This is a genomic window from Stenotrophomonas sp. YJH_SMC_94-11 (assembly GCF_059370435.1).
Genome location: NZ_JCAFTR010000007.1, coordinates 203577 through 221692 on the forward strand (window position 1 = coordinate 203577; position 18116 = coordinate 221692).

Here is an 18116-nt window from a genome sequence, read left to right on the forward strand (position 1 = left end):
CAGTAACTGCTGACCAACAAAGGCCCTACACCATGTCCAATTCCCTGCTAGTCCGCCGCGCCGCCGTGCTGGGTGCCGGCGTCATGGGTGCCCAGATCGCCGCCCACCTCACCAACGCTGGCGTCGACACCGTGCTGTTCGACCTGCCTGCCAAGGAAGGTCCGGCCGACGGCATCGTGCTGAAGGCGATCGCCAACCTGGGCAAGCTGAGCCCGGCGCCGCTGGCCAGCAAGTCGCTGGCCGAAGCCATCACCCCGGCCAACTACGAGTCCGGCCTGGAGCAGCTGAAGGACTGCGACCTGATCATCGAGGCCATCGCCGAGCGCATGGACTGGAAGCAGGACCTGTACAAGAAGATCGCCCCGTTCGTGGCTGACCACGCGGTGCTGGCTTCCAACACCTCGGGCCTGGGCATCAACAAGCTGGCCGACGTGCTGCCCGAGCAGCTGCGTCACCGCTTCTGCGGCGTGCACTTCTTCAACCCGCCGCGCTACATGCATCTGGCCGAACTGATCCCGGCCACCACCACCGACGCCTCCGTGCTGGAAGGCCTGGAAGAATTCCTGGTCACCACCCTGGGCAAGGGCGTGGTGTACGCCAAGGACACCCCGAACTTCATCGGCAACCGCATCGGCGTGTTCTCGATCCTGTCGACCATCCACCACACCCAGCAGTTCGGCCTGGGCTTCGATGAAGTGGACGGCCTGACCGGCCCGCTGGTCGGCCGCCCGAAGTCGGCCACCTACCGCACCTCCGACGTGGTCGGCCTGGACACCATGGCGCACGTCATCAAGACCATGGGCGACACCCTGCCGAATGATCCGTGGCATGAGTTCTTCAAGTCGCCGAAGTGGCTGGATGCGCTGATTTCCAAGGGCGCGTTGGGCCAGAAGACCGGCGCCGGCATCTTCCGCAAGGTCGGCAAGGACATCGTCGTACTGGACCTGGAGAAGCAGGACTACCGTCCGGCTGATCGCGCTGCCGCGCCGGAAGTGGTCGAGATCCTGAAGATCAAAAATCCGGCGGAGAAGTTCGCCAAGCTGCGCGAGAGCCAGCATCCGCAGGCGCAGTTCCTGTGGGCGACCTTCCGCGACCTGTTCCACTACAGCGCCTACCACCTGGCCGACATCGCCGAAACCGCGCGCGACGTCGACCTGGCCATCCGCTGGGGCTACGGCTGGTCGCTGGGCCCGTTCGAAACCTGGCAGGCCGCCGGCTGGAAGCAGGTCGCACAGTGGATCGCCGATGACATCGTGGCCGGCAAGAGCATGAGCAATGCGCCGCTGCCGGACTGGGTGTTCGATGGCCGCGACGGCGTGCATGCCGCCGAAGGCAGCTACAGCCCGTCGCGCAACGCCAAGCTGCCGCGTTCGTCGCTGCCGGTGTACCAGCGCCAGCGCTTCCCCGATCCGCTGTTGGGCGAGAAGTTCGCGCCGGGCGAGACCGTGTTCGAGAACGACGGCCTGCGCATGTGGCACGACGGTGATGGCATTGCCGTGGTCAGCTTCAAGACCAAGATGAACACCGTGTCCGACCAGGTGCTGGACGGCCTGCAGGAATGCGTCAGCCGCGCCGAGAAGGACTTCCAGGGCCTGGTGATCTGGCAGCAGAAGGAGCCCTTCTCCGCCGGTGCCGATCTGGCCGGTGCACTGGGCCTGCTGCAGGCCGGCAAGGTCGACCAGTTCGAAGAAATGGTTGCCAACTTCCAGCGCACCAGCCAGCGCATCAAGTACTCGCTGGTGCCGGTGGTTGCCGCCGTGCGCGGCCTGGCCCTGGGTGGTGGCTGCGAGTTCCAGATGCACAGCGCCAAGACCGTGGCCTTCCTGGAAAGCTACATCGGCCTGGTCGAGGCCGGCGTCGGCCTGCTGCCGGCCGGCGGTGGCCTGAAGGAACTGGCCGTGCGCGCCTCGCAGGCCGCAGGCCCGGGCGGTGATGTGTTCGCCGAACTGAAGAAGACCTTCGAGACCGTAGCGATGGCCAAGGTGTCCAACTCGGCGGTCAACGCCAAGGAACTGGGCCTGCTGCGCAGCACCGACAAGGTGGTGTTCAACAGCTACGAAGCGCTGCACATCGCCAAGGCCGAAGCTCGCGCCCTGGCCGAAGCGGGCTACCGTCCGCCGCTGCCGGCACGCCGCATCCAGGTGGCCGGTGACGTGGGTATCGCCACCTTCAAGATGATGCTGGTCAACATGCTGGAAGGCCGCTTCATCAGCCCGTACGACTACGAGATCGCCGAGCGCATCGCCACCGTGCTGTGCGGTGGCAAGGTCGACCGCGGCACCCTGGTGGACGAAGAGTGGCTGCTGACCCTGGAGCGCAAGCACTTCGTCGAACTGGCCCAGCAGGAAAAGACCCAGGCCCGCATCGCGCACATGCTGAAGACCGGCAAGCCGCTGCGGAACTGACGGAAGACATCGGTAGTGCCGGCCGCTGGCCGGCAACCTCTTCCAACCCCTATTCAAGAGATCATTGCAATGACCAAGCAAATCCAGGACGCCTACATCGTCGCCGCCACCCGTACCCCGGTGGGCAAGGCGCCCAAGGGCATGTTCCGCAACACCCGCCCCGACGACATGCTTGCGCACGTGCTGCGCAGCGTCGTCGCCCAGGCCCCGGGCGTGGACGTCAACCGCATCGATGACGCCATCATCGGCTGCGCCATGCCGGAGGCCGAGCAGGGCATGAACGTGGCGCGCATCGGCGTGCTGCTGGCCGGCCTGCCGAACACCATCGCCGCGCAGACCGTGAACCGCTTCTGCTCCTCCGGCCTGCAGGCCGTGGCGCAGGCCGCCGACGCGATCCGCCTGGGCAACGCCGACCTGATGCTGGCCGGCGGCACCGAGTCGATGTCGATGGTGCCGATGATGGGCAACAAGATCGCCATGGCGCCGAGCGTGTTCGACAACGACCACGTCGCCATCGCCTACGGCATGGGCATCACCGCCGAGAAGGTCGCCGAAGAGTGGAAGGTCTCGCGCGAAGACCAGGACGCCTTCGCCCTGGCCTCGCACCAGAAGGCGATGGCCGCGATCCAGAACGGCGACTTCAAGGATGAGATCAGCCCGTACGAGATCGTCTCGCACCTGCCGGACCTGGTCGACGGCCAGCGCATCATCACCCGCAACAAGGTGGCCGACACCGACGAAGGCCCGCGCCCGGACTCCTCCGCTGAAGGCCTGGCCAAGCTGCGCCCGGTATTCCGCAACGGCCAGTTCGGCGGCACCGTCACCGCCGGCAACTCGTCGCAGATGAGCGATGGCGCCGGTGCCGTGCTGCTGGCCTCGGAGCAGGCGATCAAGGATTACGGCCTGACCCCGCTGGCGCGTTTCGTCAGCTTCTCGGTGGCCGGCGTGCGCCCGGAAGTGATGGGCATCGGCCCGATCGCCGCGATCCCGAAGGCCCTGAAGCAGGCCGGCCTGACCCAGGACCAGCTGGACTGGATTGAACTGAACGAAGCCTTCGCCGCGCAGTCGCTGGCGGTGATCCGCGATTGCGGCCTGGACCCGAGCAAGGTCAACCCGCTGGGCGGCGCCATCGCCCTGGGCCATCCGCTGGGCGCGACCGGCGCGATCCGTACCGCCACCCTGCTGCACGGCCTGCGTCGTCGCCAGCAGAAGTACGGCATGGTCACGATGTGCATCGGCACCGGCATGGGCGCGGCGGGTATTTTCGAGGCGCTGTAAGGTTCAAGGCGTTGCCTCGATGGGCTTCATGGCGTGGGTCGGGTTGGCAGGGCTGCCCGGGACACGCCGTGAACCCTTCCATGGGGGCTCGATGGCGCCATCCATGGCGCCAACGGTCCCGGGCAGCCCTGCCAACCCGGCCCTTCCAGCCTCCCCGCGGCGGAGGGATGAGCAAAGGCAGGGTCAAAGGCCGGGGTCAGATCCCTTTGCTGCGCAAAGGGCTCTGACCCCAACAAGCAGAAAAGGCAGCCATCGGCTGCCTTTTTGCTTTTGCTTTTGCTCTTGCCCTTGATTCCGCCCTTCCCGTCCGCGCTGCACGGAAACTGTCGAGAGGGGGCGGATGGCCCTCTCCAAAACCGTTGGCGCCATGGATGGCGCCACCGAGCACCATGGAAGGGCTTTGGCGTGTTTTGGAGAGGGCCATCCGCCCCCTCCGCCACGTATCAATCAAAGCGCTGACGGAGCGCTTGATAAACCCCTTATTCCGCCAGCATCGCCGCCAGCTTCTCCCGCGCCGGGCCGGCCAGCTTCGGATTGTCCAGCGCGAAGCGGATCGTCGCCTCCACCAGACCCAGGTGCGTACCGCAGTCGAAGCGGGTGCCCTCGAAACGATAGGCATCGACTTCTTCGGTCTTCAGCAGCTCGGCAATCGCATCGGTCAGCTGGATCTCGCCGCCGGCACCGGTCTGGGTCTGTTCCAGCAGTTCGAAGATCTTCGGGCTCAGCACGTAGCGGCCGACCACCGCCAGGTCACTCGGCGCGTCCTCCGGCTTCGGCTTCTCGACGATCTGCGAAATGCGGCCCTTGCGGCCATCGAACGCCTCAGTGGCGACGATGCCGTAGCTGGCGGTCTTTTCGTGCGGCACGTCTTCGACCGCGATCACGCTGGCACCGCTGGCCTCATTGAGGTCGGCCATCTGCTTCAGCGCACCGGCACCGCGATTCCAGATCAGATCGTCGGGCAGCAGCACCGCGAACGGCTCGTCACCGATCACAGCCTTGGCACACAGCACTGCGTGCCCCAGGCCCAGCGCCTCGGCCTGGGTCACGAAGATCGCGCGCACGCCGTTGGGCAGCACATGCCGGATCAGCTCCAGCTGCTCCTGCTTGCCGGCACGCTCGAGCTTCTGCTCCAGCTCGTAGGCCTTGTCGAAATAATCGGCAACCGCGTGCTTGTAGCGGTTGGTGATGAACACCAGCGTGTCGCAGCCGGCTTCGATGGCTTCATCAACGGCGTACTGGATCAGCGGCCGATCAATGATCGGCAGCATCTCCTTCGGCACAGTCTTGGTTGCTGGCAAAAAACGCGTTCCCAGTCCTGCCACCGGGAAAACTGCCTTGCGAATTCGCTTGCTCATTGGTGCCTGTTCGCCTCACGTGCCGGAAAGGGCACGACTTTAGCGGATGAAATGTAAGCATCCTGTTCGATTGGCGAGAATTCCGGCATCGTCGCAAACAGGATTTCCTGGATGCTGGCAGTGTCGTAGCTGGCAATCGCCTCACGCAGGCGCGGAACGTTGCCCAGCACCAGGTCGCGCGAGAACGTACGCACGCCGGCCTCGAGAATCTTCGGGTGCGCGGTCGAACGGTAGTCTTCGTCCGAATAGAACAGGGTCTCGTGCAGCTTCTCGCCCGGGCGCAGGCCGGTATAGATGATCTGGATGTCCTTGTACGGCTGCTTGCCGGTCAAACGGATCATCTGTTCGGCCAGCACGCGGATCGGCACCGGCTCGCCCATGTCCAGAGTGTAGATCGCACCATGCGACGCCGACGCGGCCGCCTGCAGGATCAGCTGGCAGGCCTCGGGGATGGTCATGAAGTAACGGCTGACTTCCGGGTCCGTGACCGTGACCGGACCACCGCGCAGGATCTGCTCGCGGAACAGCGGCACCACGCTGCCGGCCGACGCCAGCACGTTGCCGAAACGCACCGTGACGAAACGGGTGTGCGTGGACTTCTGGTCCAGGCTCTGGCAGATCATCTCGGCGTAGCGCTTGCTCGCACCCAGCGCATTGACCGGGTCGACCGCCTTGTCCGTGGAAATGAACACGAAATGCTCCACGCGGGCTTCCAGGCACGCGCGGGCGACGTTCTCGGTCGCCAGGATGTTGTTGCGCACCGCTTCGCGCAGCTGGCGCTCCAGCACCGGCACGTGCTTGTAGGCGGCCGCATGGAAAGCGGTATCGACCGGGTGCAGCGACAATGCATGGCGAATCACCGCCGGGTCACCGCAGTCGCCCAGCACCGCCTCGATCTCGACATCGGGGAAGCTGCGCCGCAGCTCGCCCTCGATGGTCAGCAGCAGCAGCTCGCTGATCTCCAGCAGGATGATGCGACCTGCACCGTGCCGCGCGCACTGGCGACAAAGCTCCGAGCCGATCGAACCACCGGCGCCGGTGACCATCACAGTGCGCCCACCCAACCAGCCGCGGATCAGGTTCCAGTCCGGCATGATCGGCTTGCGGCCCAGCAGATCCTCGATCGCCACTTCCTTCAGCTGGCCCGGCAGCGACTGGCCCTGCAGGATGTCGCTGAGCTTGGGCACGGTACGGAACGGAACGCCGGTGCTTTCGCAGATCGCGACAACGCGCTGCATGCCTGCGGCGTCCAATGACGGCATGGCAATGACCAGCAGCTTGGCAGCGGTCTCGCGGACCACTGTCGGGGCGTCATCCAGGGTGCCGAGGATCGGCAGGCCCTGCAGCTTGGCACCCCGCAGGTGCGGTGCATCGTCGAGCAGGCCGACCGGCTCGAAGTTGCCGGAACGACGCAGGTCGCGCACCAGTGTTTCCGCCGCCTGGCCGGCGCCGAGGATCAGCACGCGGCGGGCGCTGGAATCGGACTGCAGGGCCTGATAGTCCTTCCAGGCCCGGTACAGCAGGCGCGGTGCGCCCAGCAGGGCCGACAGCGCGAACGGGTAGATCACCAGCACCGACATCGGCACGCCGTCGAAGCGCTTCCACATCAGCACCAGGACGATGGCGACCATGCCGATGAAGCTGGCCTTGAAGATGTTCAGCAGGTCGCTGACGCTGGCGAACCGCCACAGCCCGCGATACAGGCCCACGCGCCAGAACACCAGGCCCTGCAGCAGCAGGACCAGGGTGGTATCGACGTTCCACAGGGGCAGCGCCGGAGCGTTGGGCAGGATCGAGTAACGCCCTGCATGGAGCAACTGCCAGCATGCCCAGACCATGAAAAGGTCGTGGCAGACGATGGCCGAACGCGGCATCAGGCCGAGGATTCTGTCCCGCCAGGGTGAAGCCATAAGTCAGGTATTTCCTTGTCGGTAGCGCATTCCATTGCGCAGGAGGAGCCAGAGGACGCTCAGCGCGGTGAACCACGCGATCGCCACGGCAGCCTCCCACCTCGGCTGCAAATTGGAGCAGACATTGAACACTGTAATACTGAACAGGCCCAAAGCAAAGTACATCCCTGTCACCTGGGGGTGACTGGCTCCTGCCTGCACCGCGCGCTGGTAGACGTGCTGGGTGTGGGGTTCCATCCAGCGTTGTCCTGAAATGATGCGCGCCAGCAGTGTGAAGCCCGCGTCCACGAGGAACGGCGAAACCGGGACCAGCAGCAGGATCCAGTTGATATCGGTACGCACGCTGGCGAGTGCCAGCACCGCTGCGACCGCATACCCCAGCGCTCCACTTCCGACATCGCCCATGAAGATCCGGGCCCGAGGGAAGTTGAACGGCAGGAATCCAAGGCAGGCCAGGCCCAGGGCCACGGCAGCCAGCGAGTACGGCCACGGCAGCACCGGCGCCAGCCCCAGCATTGCCACGACGGCCTGGCTGGCGGCAATGCCGTTGATGCCGTCCATGAAATTCCAGATGTTGATCAGTGAGGCGGTGAACAGCAGCACCAGCGCCGCCAACAGCCAGCTGCCGCCATTCACCTTCACCAGGCCGGCCAGCAGCGTCGCGGCGATGAAATGGACCAGCAGGCGACGCATCGCTGGCAGGGGCTTGTGGTCGTCCCACCAGCCGATACCGGCCACCAGCACCAGCCCAAGGCTGGCCACCAGTACTGTCGGCGTGCTCTCGGGCCAGGCCCAGATGGCCACGGCTGCAGTCACCAGCAGGCTGATGACGATGGCGATGCCGCCACCGCGCGGCGTAGCGACGCTATGGCTGCGGCGTTCGCCGGGCTGATCCATCAACTGCTGGCGCAGCGCATAGCCGCGTGCCGCCCAGGTCAGCACCGCACTCAGCAGGGCGAGCGCCAGCAGCGCGCCCATCACAAGCCAGGGCATGGATCAGAGCACCGCGTAGTTCAGCAGCGGCTTGACCGTCCCCCACTCCTTGCAGCTCGGACACTGCCAGTGGTGGGTACGCGCCCCGAAGCCGCAGCGGGTGCAGCGATAGGCCGGGTTGCGCACCAGCAACTGGTCAGTGATGTGCTTGAGGTCATGCAGGGTGGCTGTGGAATCGGCGCCCTCGGCCAGGGTGAGGTCGATCAGCGCGGACTCGCCACGCACCGACGGGCGATCCTTCAGCTGGCGGCCCAGGTAGGCACGCGCCGGGGCCACGCCTTCCTGCTCTTCCATCAACCGGGTCAGCGCCAGCACCGGGGCAATGCCACGGTAATGCTCTGTCATCTCCGACAGGAACGCGCGCGCACCTGCCAGATCGCCCACCTTGCGATAGTTCTGCATCAACGCCGGCAGCAGTTCCGGCAGGTATTCGGGGTCGTTGCGCGCGGCGCGCTCGAAGGCGCGCACGGCGGCCTCAGGATTGCCCGCGTCGGTTTCCAACCGGCCCTCGATGATGCCGGCGCGCACCGACATCGCATCGGCCTGGTAGGCGCGGGCGATCGCTGCCCTCGCCTCTTCCAGCTTGCCGGCGCCACGGAATCGCTCGGCCAGTTCGCACTCGAACTGCCCGATCAGCTTGCCCATCGGCTCGCCGGTGACATCCTCGAACCGGGTGGCGTTGTCGATGGCCTTTTCCCAATCGCGCTCGGCCTGGTAGATGCCGATCAGGTGCTTGAGCGCCTGCGGTGCGCGCTGATCCAGCTGGGCCAGCTCGGTGAACACGGTCTCGGCACGATCCAGCAGGCCGGACTTCATGTAGTCCTCGCCCAGGGCCAGCAGGGCCTGCACGCGCTGTGCGTCACTCAGGTCATGGCGATTGACCAGGCCCTGGTGCAGGCGGATGGCGCGGTCGACTTCGCCACGACGGCGGAACAGATGGCCCAGCGCGACCTGGGTCTCGAAGGTTTCCTTGTCCAGCTCGGCGATGTGCAGGAACAGCTCGATGGCCTTGTCCGGCTGCTCGTTGAGCAGGTAGTTCAGGCCACGGAAATAGGTGCTCGACAGGCGGCTGACCTGGCTGTCACCGTGGCGTTGGCCACCACGCCGCCCGATCACCCACCCGGCCAGTGCGGCCAGCGGTACGAACAGGAAGAACCAGAACCACTCGGTGACGAAATCCATCTTCGATCAACGTCCATCAAAAGATTGGGGGGAAGCAACCGGTGCCGGCGAAGCGGCAGCGGACTTGTTGGCGCGACGCAGCTGGCCGTAGAGCGGAATGACCACGCTCACCAGCACCAGCCCGGCACCGACCACGACACCGACCAGCAGCGCGGCAATCAGGGCCACGCCCACCGAAGTGTGCAGTTGGGTAAACAGCAGGTTGATCGACATTGCGGTCATGTTGACCGCACCGATGATCAATCCAAGGATCAGCACCGCCAGCAGGACCAGCAGACGAAAAACCTTCATGCGACAGCTCCAGTGGCAGGAGTCCGTAGCTTATCCGACTCGCGGCTGGATTCGCACGCGGTGGCGCGACGGCAGGCTCAGGCCGGATCGGCGTCCAGCGGCAGCACACTGCTGACCCGCTCGCGCAGTTCCTTGCCCGGCTTGAAATGGGGAACATGCTTGCCCGGCAGGGCATCCGATTCGCCGGTCTTCGGGTTGCGACCCAGGCGCGGCGGACGATAGTGCAGCGAGAAGCTGCCAAATCCACGGATTTCGATGCGATCCCCGGCGGACAGCGATCCGCCCATCATTTCCAGCAACGACTTCACCGCCAGATCGACATCATCGGCCTTCAGGTGCGCCTGGCGGCGCGCAAGGATTTCGATCAGTTCGGATTTGGTCATTGCCGGCTCACATCAGGGGCATCTCAGCCTGAAACGGCCCGGGCAATGCCCGGGCCGTCCAGGAAACAACGAACAGCCTAAGGCCGATTACTCGGACTTGTTGCCGTTCAGCTGTGCACGCAGCAGCGCGCCCAGCTGGGTGGTGCCGCTGGAAGCCGAAGAGGACTGGTATTCCTCCAGCACTTCGCGCATTTCAGCGTCGTCCTTGGCCTTGATCGACAGCTGCAGGGTACGGCCCTTGCGGTCCATGCCCACGAACTTGGCTTCGACCTTGTCGCCGACCTTCAGGTGCTGGGTGGCGTCGTCAACGCGCTCGTTGGCGATGTCGCGGGCCGAGACGTAACCTTCGATGCCGTCAGCCAGCTCGATGATCGCGCCCTTGGCGTCGACTTCCTTCACCACGCCTTCGACCTTGGAACCCTTCGGATTGGCAGCCATGTACTGGCCGAACGGATCCTGCTCCAGCTGCTTCACGCCCAGGGAGATGCGCTCGCGCTCCGGATCGACGGCCAGGACGACGGCGTCCAGGGTATCGCCCTTCTTGAAGTTGCGAACGACGTCTTCGCCGGTGGTGTTCCAGCTGATGTCGGACAGGTGGACCAGGCCGTCGATGCCGCCGTCCAGGCCGATGAAGATGCCGAAGTCGGTGATCGACTTGATCTGGCCCGACACCTTGTCACCCTTCTTGTGGGTGGCAGCGAAGGTTTCCCACGGATTGGCGGCAACCTGCTTCATGCCCAGCGAGATGCGGCGACGCTCTTCATCGACGTCCAGCACCATCACTTCGACTTCATCACCCACCTGGACAACCTTGGACGGGTTGACGTTCTTGTTGGTCCAATCCATCTCGGAGACGTGCACCAGGCCTTCGACGCCCGGCTCGATCTCAACGAACGCACCGTAATCGGTGACGTTGGAGACCTTGCCGAAGACGCGGCTGTTGGCCGGGTAACGACGGCCGATGTTGTCCCACGGATCCTCGCCCAGCTGCTTCAGGCCCAGCGAAACGCGGTTGCGCTCGCGGTCGAACTTCAGCACGCGGACGTCCAGCTCGTCGCCGACGTTCACGACTTCCGACGGGTGACGCACGCGCTTCCACGCCATGTCGGTGATGTGCAGCAGGCCGTCGATACCGCCCAGGTCCACGAACGCGCCGTAATCGGTCAGGTTCTTGACGACACCCTTCAGGATCGCGCCTTCCTGCAGCTTGTCCATCAGCTGCTCGCGCTCTTCCGAGTGCTCGCTTTCGACGACAGCGCGGCGCGAGACCACGACGTTGTTACGCTTGCGGTCCAGCTTGATGAGCTTGAACTCGAGTTCCTTGCCTTCCAGGTAGGCCGGATCGCGCACCGGGCGCACATCGACCAGGGAACCCGGCAGGAAGGCGCGGACATCCTTGATGTCCACGGTGAAACCACCCTTGACCTTGCCGCTGATGCGGCCGGTGATGGTTTCGTTCTTTTCCAACGCTTCTTCCAGCTCGTCCCACACCATCGCGCGCTTGGCCTTCTCGCGCGACAGGACGGTTTCGCCGAAGCCGTTCTCGATCGAGTCGAGGGCGACCTTGACGATGTCGCCTTCGGCGACGTCGATTTCGCCAGCGTCGTTACGGAACTGTTCGATCGGCACGATGCCTTCGGACTTCAGGCCAGCGTTGATCACCACGACGTCGCCGCGGACTTCAACAACGGTACCGCTGACGATGGCGCCCGGCTTCAGCTTGGCCAGGTTGGCCTGGCTGGCTTCAAACAGTTCGGCAAATGATTCGGTCATTAGATTTACTCTGTTGGACACATGGGTCGGTGGCGTCCCCTTCAGGGGAATGGCGACCGCCCGCCTGTTGGTCGACCCCGGAAACGCAGGTCGTGTGTAGTAGGAAAACCGCCACGCATCATTGCGCGACGGAGCGGGTACAGCACTGCTTTGCGCGACCACTGCCGATGCGACTGGCAGTGCTCCCGCGCGAACGGATCAGGCAGCCGGAACCGGAAGCAGATCCATCACTCGGGCAACGACATCATCGATGCCGATGCCTGTGGTGTCGATGAGGACAGCATCGTCTGCCGGCTTCAGGGGCGCCACGGTACGCTGAGCATCACGGGCGTCGCGGGCCATGATCTCGCGCAGGAGGTCATCAAAGTTAACAGAAACCCCCTTGTCTTTCAACTGCTTATGCCGGCGCTCTGCGCGCTCCTCGGCACTGGCGGTCAGGAAGACCTTGTAGGGGGCGTCCGGAAAGATCACCGTGCCCATGTCGCGGCCGTCGGCGACCAGGCCCGGCAGCTCCCTGAATGCGCGCTGGCGCTCCTTCAGGGCGGCCCGGACCTCCGGGATGGCAGCAATGGCCGAGGCCAGCGCCCCGGTGGTCTCCAGGCGCAGCTCGTCGGTGGCATCGGTGCCGTTGACCATGACCCGCATGGCATCGCCCTGCTCGACAAACTGAACGTGGGTGTCAAAGGTGCAACGGACCAGCGCGGAGGCGTCGGAGGTGTCGATGTCGGCCCAGCTTGCGGCCACGCCCACCGCCCGGTACAGCGCGCCCGAATCCAGATAATGCCAGTCCATCCTGCGCGCGATGATGCGGCTGATGGTACCCTTGCCGGCCCCGGATGGGCCGTCGATGGTCAGGACGGGAGCGAGTGGATTCATGGGGGTCCCAGAGCGTGTGAAGAGGCCATTCTAGCCTCTGCCAGACGCCCCCAGCGGGATCTTTTGTGCAACCACTTGAAACCATGAGGAAAAGCCCGGTAGAATGGCGGGCTTGAACGAGCGTCAACTGCCGATTGTCTTTCGCATATCGCGGCCACGCTCCACCCGAACAACTACTGTTTACGCCGAGGTATGCCATGAAAGTCCTGTCCTCCCTGAAGTCGGCGAAGGCCCGTCACCGTGACTGCAAGGTCGTGCGTCGTCGTGGCAAGATCTTCGTCATCTGCAAGTCGAACCCGCGTTTCAAGGCGCGTCAGCGCTAAGCCTCACAGCCCTCCGGCTGCGGCTGGCCCTACGCGGGGCCGACCCGATGCAAGAAACCGCCTTCGGGCGGTTTTTTGTTTATGCGGCTTTTTCCTGCCGTTTTTGCTGTAATCGCCTTTCTTGACCACTGGGGAGTAGATCGAGATGAAGCGTTACCTGTCCGCCCTGGCCGTGATGGCCACCCTGGCCGCCGCCACACCGGCACTGGCCGATACCCTGCTTGTCGACCGTGCCCGCGAGAAGCCGGCCGGTGCCCTGCCCGTGCGCGGCCAGAGCATGCAGCAGGTGCAGGCGCAGTTCGGCGCGCCCAGCGAACAACTGCAGCCGCGTGGCGGGCAGAAGCGGCAATGGCCGACCATCAACCGCTGGGTGTACCCGCAGTTCACCGTCTACTTCGAGAAGCAGAAGGTGATCGACGTGGTGGCCAACCAGGCGGACCCGAACGAAATCGGCCCGAAACCACCGATCCGTTGATCCCTTTTCCCGCCCTGGGCGGGCCTGTGTAGCGAGACCATGAACCAGACCCTTCGTTTTCCTGCCGAGTGGGAAGCCCAGAGCGGCGTCCTGATTGCCTGGCCTACCGCCGACACCGACTGGGCCGACCGCCTGGGCCAGGTGGAAGAGACCTACATCGCCCTGGTCGCGGCCATCACCCGCTTCCAGCCGGTGCTGATCTGCGTGGCCGACGACGATGTGGAGACCTATGCCGAAATGCGGCTGCGCTCCAACCGCATCGACATGGACAAGGTCCACTTCACCACGGCCGCCTACGACGATACCTGGCTGCGCGACTCCGGCCCGATCACCCTGCGCCGCGCCGACGGCGGTTTCCAGCTGCTGGACTTCCGCTTCACTGGCTGGGGCGGCAAGTTCGACGCCACCCTGGATGACCAGCTGGTGGGTGTGCTCGACCAGGCTGGCGTGTTCAACGACGCCCCGGTACGCAGCATTCCGTTCGCGTTGGAAGGCGGTGGCATCGAGACCGACGGCGAAGGCACCCTGCTGACCACCTGGAAGTGCCTGCACGAACGCCACCCGGACCGCGACCGCGCCAGCCTGAGCGCCGACCTGGCCGACTGGCTGCAGCAGGACCGCGTGCTGTGGCTGGACCACGGCTACCTGGAAGGCGACGACACCGACGCCCACATCGATACCCTCGCCCGCTTCGCCTCCGCTGACAGCATCGTCTATCAGGCCTGCGACGACGAGAGCGATTCGCACTACGCCGAGCTGCAGGCGATGGGCAACGAGCTGGCCGCGCTGCGCACCAAGGACGGCCAGCCGTATCGCCTGTTCCCGCTGCCGTGGGCGCGGCCGGTGATCGACGAAGGCCGCCGTCTTGCTGCGTCGTACGCCAACTACCTGATCGTCAACGGCGCGGTGCTGATGCCGGCCTATGGCGACCCGGCCGACGACCTGGCCCGTGATGTGCTGGCCCAGGCGCATCCGGGTCGCGAGATCGTGCAGGTACCTTGCCGCTCGCTGATCTGGCAGAACGGCAGCCTGCACTGCATCACCATGCAGCTGCCGGAAGGGCTGTTGAAGGCCTGACGGATGACGCCGGGCCCCGCCCGGCACTGCTTTTGTAGAGTCGAGCCATGCTCGACTGGCTTCATGTAGAGCCGAGCCCACGCTCGGCTGGCCGCTCGCGCGATCGAAGCAGAGCGCAGCCGAGCATGGGCTCGGCTCTACAACACCGGCCATTCAGCGCGCAACACGCCGTCGCCGCCCATCCGCGCTAACATGCAGGTTTTCCCCCGCAGGAACGCCCCGCATGAACTCGCGCAGCCCCCTTACCGTCGCCCTGATCCAGGAGCGCAACCACGGTGATGCCGCCGCCAACCTGGCGGTGATCGAAGCACGCGTGGCCGAGGCGGCTGCGCAGGGTGCCAAGCTGGTGCTGCTGCAGGAACTGCACAACGGCCCGTATTTCTGCCAGCACGAATCGGTGGACGAATTCGACCTGGCCGAATCCATTCCGGGCCCGAGCACCGAGCGCCTGGGCGCACTGGCGAAGAAGCATGGCGTGGTGCTGGTCGGCTCGCTGTTCGAGCGCCGCGCTGCCGGCCTGTACCACAACACCGCCGTGGTGTTCGAGAAGGACGGTACGCTGCTCGGCAAGTACCGCAAGATGCACATCCCGGATGATCCGGGCTTCTACGAGAAGTTCTACTTCACCCCGGGCGACATCGGCTTCAAGCCGATCGATACTTCGGTGGGCCGCCTGGGCGTGCTGGTGTGCTGGGACCAGTGGTACCCGGAAGCGGCACGCCTGATGGCGCTGGCCGGCGCCGAGCTGCTGCTGTACCCGACCGCGATCGGCTGGGACCCGGACGACGTGCAGGACGAGAAGACCCGCCAGCGCGACGCCTGGGTGCTGAGCCACCGTGGCCACGCCGTGGCCAACGGCCTGCCGGTGCTGAGCTGCAACCGCGTCGGCCACGAGGCGTCGCCGCTGGGCGCGTCGGGCATCCAGTTCTGGGGCAACAGCCACGTGCTCGGCCCGCAGGGCGAGTTCCTGGCCGAGGCCGGCACCGAGGCCACCGTGCTGCTGTGCGACGTCGACCTGCAGCGCAGCGAGCATGTGCGCCGCATCTGGCCGTTCCTGCGTGATCGCCGCATCGATGCATACGGCGACCTGCTCAAGCGCTACATCGACTGAGCCGGAGCCCGCGCATGGCCGTCCTCATCCGTGATGCCGGTCCGGCCGACATCGACGCAATCACCGCCATCTACGCGGTGGAAGTGACCGATTTCGTCAACACCTACGAGTACGACATCCCGGACGCGACCGAGATGCTGCGCCGCATGCGCGACATCATTGATCGTGGCTTCCCCTACCTGGTCGCCGAGATCGACGGCCAGGTGGCTGGCTATGCCTATGCCAACACCTATCGCACCCGCATTGCCTACCAGTGGACCGTGGAGAACTCGGTCTACGTCGATGCCGCGTTCCAGGGCAAGGGTGTCGGCACCGGCCTGCTGAAGGCCTTGATCGACGCCTGCGTGGCACGTGGCTACCGGCAGATGGTGGCGGTGATCGGCGAACCGACCAACACCGCCTCGATCAAGCTGCACGAACGCTTCGGCTTCGAGCTGGTGGGCGTGTTCCGTGGCCTCGGCCGCAAGCATGGCCGCTGGCTGGACACCGTACAGATGCAGCGCGCGCTCGGCGATGGCGCCGACACCGCACCCTCCAATGAATGAACCCATGACCGAAACCCTTCCCGAGACCGGCGACGACCTGTTCGCCGGCCAGCCGGTGCGCGTCGTCGAACGCGACGGCGTGCGCTATACCCTGCTGGGCACCGCCCACGTCTCCCGCGCCAGCGTCGAGGCCGTTGAAAAAGCCATCGACAGCGGCCGCTTCGATGCCGTTGCCGTCGAGCTGGACCCGCAGCGCCTGCAGGCGCTGAGCGACCCCGACACGCTCGCCAAGCTCGACCTGGTCGAGGTGATCCGCAAGGGCCGCGTCGCCCTGTTCGCCGCCAACCTCGCTCTGTCCGCCTATCAGCGCCGCCTGGCCGAGCAACTCGACATCGAGCCCGGCGCCGAGCTGAAACGTGCGGTGGAACTCGCCCGCGAACGCAACCTGCCGGTGCACCTGATCGACCGCGAGGTTGGCCTGACCTTCCGCCGCGCGTCGCAACGGCTGGGCTTCTTCGGCAAGCTGAAGCTGGTTGCCGGCCTCGGCGCCGGCCTGTTCTCGTCCGAGGAAGTGGGCGAGAACGAGATCGAGAAGCTCAAGCAGGGCGACATGCTGGAATCGAGCTTCGGTGAGTTCGCAAGCGAGAGCCCGGCGCTGTACGAAACCATCATCGGCGAGCGCGACCGCTACATGGCCACCCGCCTGCGCGAAGAACACGACCCGCGCCAGCGCGAAGTGCTGGCAGTGGTCGGAGCCGGCCACCTGGCGGGTCTGGCACGCCACCTGGAAACCGACACCGAGGCACCGGCGCCGCTGCGCGCCGAGCTGGAGGCGGTGCCGAAGAAGCGCAATATCCCATGGTTCACGCTGGGCATCCTGGCGATCGTGGCGACCGGCATCGGCGTAGGCTTCTACCGCGGCGGCCTGGGCGTAGGCACCGAGCTGCTGGCAACCTGGGCGATGTATACCGGCGGCCTGGCCGGCCTGGGCTGCCTGCTGGCCGGTGGTCACCCGCTGAGCATCCTCACCGCGATCGCGGTAGCCCCGTTCAAGCCGTTCCGCCTGAGCATCCCGACCGGCGCCTTCTCGGCACTGGTGGAAGCGCGTGTGCGCAAGCCAGCCTACGAGGACTTCCTGAAGCTGCGCGACGATGCGCAGAGCCTGAAGGGCTGGTACCGCAATCGCGTTACCCGCGTGGTGCTGACCTTCATGCTGACCAACATCGGCAGCATGCTTGGCCTGTGGCTGACCACGTTCAAGGTGTGGGGAAAGGTGGCGGGATGACGTCCCAGCGCTCGTGCCTATACTCAGCGTTTTAGGAAGGAACACTTCAATGGATGCATACGATGCGCTGATGCGCGATGGTTTCGTGGTGGTGCGCCAGGCGATTGCACCCGCACTGGTCCAGGACATCAACGCGCGCATCGTGCGCTTCAAGCAGCGCAATCCAAAGGCAGTGGCGCGCAACCTGGACGAACACAAGCGCATGTATCGGGTCGTCAACCTGCACCTGGCGGTGGATGCGATGACCCGCCTGCTCACTGACAACCCGGCCATCGACGTCTGCGATCGTTTCCTCGGTGAACCGACCACGCTCTACACCAGCCTCTACTACGAGCGCGGATCGGAACAGTCTTTGCATCGCGATACGCCAGTGTTCTGCACCTCTCCGGGCGAGCGCTACATGGGAGTGTGGACCGCACTGGATGCGGTTGATGAAAGCAATGGCCCCCTTCGCGTGGTTCCGGGCAGCCACCTGTTGCCGCCGATTGACGTGCAGGCGCTGCGACGCACTGTCTTCGGCGACGGCCCGATCAGCGCCATGTCGCCGGAAGGCTGGACCGCCTATCAGGATGCGGTGGCGCGTCAATGCGAAGACGCTGGCCTGAAGCCGCAGTCGGTGCACGTGCAGCCTGGCGATGTGATCGTCTGGCACCCGCAGCTGTTCCACGGCGGCGCGCCACATCCCTCTGCCGGAACGCGTCGCAGCGTGGTCATGCACGTAACGCCGAAGTCGATGCCGGTGGGCCACATGGATGTTTTCTACGGGCAAACTCCTCCGCTGTCCAAAGCACCGTGGCGTTATTACCGGCGTGGCCAGCGTGAGATCGCACGGTTCGGGCAGGTGGATTTCGGTCACGAGTACACGCGCCGGACCTGGTTCCTGCGCAAGGCCTGACCCAAGCCGAAAAAAG

Annotated in this window: 17 protein-coding genes; 9 read left to right on the forward strand and 8 right to left on the reverse strand. The window is 65.3% G+C overall.

The genetic code is table 11. From position 1 onward, the window contains the following. Nucleotides 1-32 precede the first annotated feature (32 nt). Together AC5P74_RS13945 and AC5P74_RS13950 are read left to right on the forward strand one after the other, a co-directional pair. A complete protein-coding gene (locus AC5P74_RS13945) occupies nt 33-2405 on the forward strand; it encodes a 3-hydroxyacyl-CoA dehydrogenase/enoyl-CoA hydratase family protein (RefSeq protein WP_206620124.1) in 2373 nt (790 codons plus the stop codon). Nucleotides 2406-2474: 69 nt separating this feature from the next. Next, the gene (locus AC5P74_RS13950) at nt 2475-3683 is read left to right on the forward strand and encodes an acetyl-CoA C-acyltransferase (RefSeq protein WP_053500881.1); all 1209 of its coding nucleotides are present in this window, start codon (nt 2475-2477) and stop codon (nt 3681-3683) included. 479 nt (nt 3684-4162) lie between these two features. On the opposite strand, the gene galU is transcribed toward AC5P74_RS13950, so the two are convergent. The 8 genes from galU to cmk form a co-directional block, all read right to left on the reverse strand. Beyond that, nucleotides 4163-5041 (reverse strand): UTP--glucose-1-phosphate uridylyltransferase GalU, encoded by an 879-nt coding sequence (galU, locus tag AC5P74_RS13955; protein ID WP_032954121.1) that lies wholly within the window; start codon nt 5039-5041, stop codon nt 4163-4165. After that, nucleotides 5038-6951: a polysaccharide biosynthesis protein gene (locus tag AC5P74_RS13960; protein ID WP_032954120.1), complete on the reverse strand. Its 1914-nt coding sequence runs from the start codon at nt 6949-6951 to the stop codon at nt 5038-5040. Before AC5P74_RS13960 ends, galU begins: the two co-directional genes overlap by 4 nt. 3 nt (nt 6952-6954) lie before the next feature. Then, entirely contained in the window at nt 6955-7944 is a 990-nt protein-coding gene (locus AC5P74_RS13965; RefSeq protein ID WP_032954119.1) for an MraY family glycosyltransferase, read from the reverse strand. Between the two features lie 3 nt (nt 7945-7947). Continuing rightward, a complete protein-coding gene (gene lapB, locus AC5P74_RS13970) occupies nt 7948-9126 on the reverse strand; it encodes a lipopolysaccharide assembly protein LapB (protein ID WP_005416232.1) in 1179 nt (392 codons plus the stop codon). 6 nt (nt 9127-9132) lie between these two features. Beyond that, entirely contained in the window at nt 9133-9417 is a 285-nt protein-coding gene (locus AC5P74_RS13975) for a lipopolysaccharide assembly protein LapA domain-containing protein (protein WP_005416231.1), read from the reverse strand. 77 nt (nt 9418-9494) lie between these two features. Then, the gene (locus AC5P74_RS13980) at nt 9495-9800 is read right to left on the reverse strand and encodes an integration host factor subunit beta (protein ID WP_495222491.1); all 306 of its coding nucleotides are present in this window, start codon (nt 9798-9800) and stop codon (nt 9495-9497) included. A gap of 87 nt (nt 9801-9887) precedes the next feature. Next, complete coding sequence (rpsA, locus tag AC5P74_RS13985; RefSeq protein ID WP_005416230.1) at nt 9888-11573, reverse strand: 30S ribosomal protein S1; 1686 nt, start codon at nt 11571-11573, stop codon at nt 9888-9890. 198 nt (nt 11574-11771) lie between these two features. Beyond that, a complete protein-coding gene (gene cmk, locus AC5P74_RS13990) occupies nt 11772-12449 on the reverse strand; it encodes a (d)CMP kinase (protein WP_206620125.1) in 678 nt (225 codons plus the stop codon). Nucleotides 12450-12646: 197 nt separating this feature from the next. Here cmk and ykgO point away from each other — a divergent pair, with 197 nt between their 5' ends. From ykgO to AC5P74_RS14025, 7 genes are all read left to right on the forward strand, one after another. Continuing rightward, entirely contained in the window at nt 12647-12772 is a 126-nt protein-coding gene (gene ykgO / locus AC5P74_RS13995) for a type B 50S ribosomal protein L36 (RefSeq protein ID WP_005409283.1), read from the forward strand. 175 nt (nt 12773-12947) lie between these two features. Next, nucleotides 12948-13247, forward strand: a complete 300-nt coding sequence (locus AC5P74_RS14000) for a hypothetical protein (protein ID WP_227837998.1) — start codon at nt 12948-12950, stop codon at nt 13245-13247. 39 nt (nt 13248-13286) lie between these two features. Beyond that, nucleotides 13287-14324: an agmatine deiminase family protein gene (locus tag AC5P74_RS14005; protein ID WP_053499679.1), complete on the forward strand. Its 1038-nt coding sequence runs from the start codon at nt 13287-13289 to the stop codon at nt 14322-14324. A 223-nt stretch (nt 14325-14547) separates the two neighbouring features. Continuing rightward, entirely contained in the window at nt 14548-15435 is an 888-nt protein-coding gene (locus AC5P74_RS14010; protein ID WP_053499677.1) for a carbon-nitrogen hydrolase, read from the forward strand. 14 nt (nt 15436-15449) lie between these two features. After that, nucleotides 15450-15980, forward strand: a complete 531-nt coding sequence (locus tag AC5P74_RS14015; protein WP_495204979.1) for a GNAT family N-acetyltransferase — start codon at nt 15450-15452, stop codon at nt 15978-15980. Between the two features lie 4 nt (nt 15981-15984). Further along, nucleotides 15985-17205, forward strand: a complete 1221-nt coding sequence (locus AC5P74_RS14020; protein WP_088123866.1) for a TraB/GumN family protein — start codon at nt 15985-15987, stop codon at nt 17203-17205. Nucleotides 17206-17254: 49 nt separating this feature from the next. Next, entirely contained in the window at nt 17255-18100 is an 846-nt protein-coding gene (locus AC5P74_RS14025; RefSeq protein ID WP_372486138.1) for a phytanoyl-CoA dioxygenase family protein, read from the forward strand. The last annotated feature ends 16 nt before the right edge of the window (nt 18101-18116 follow it).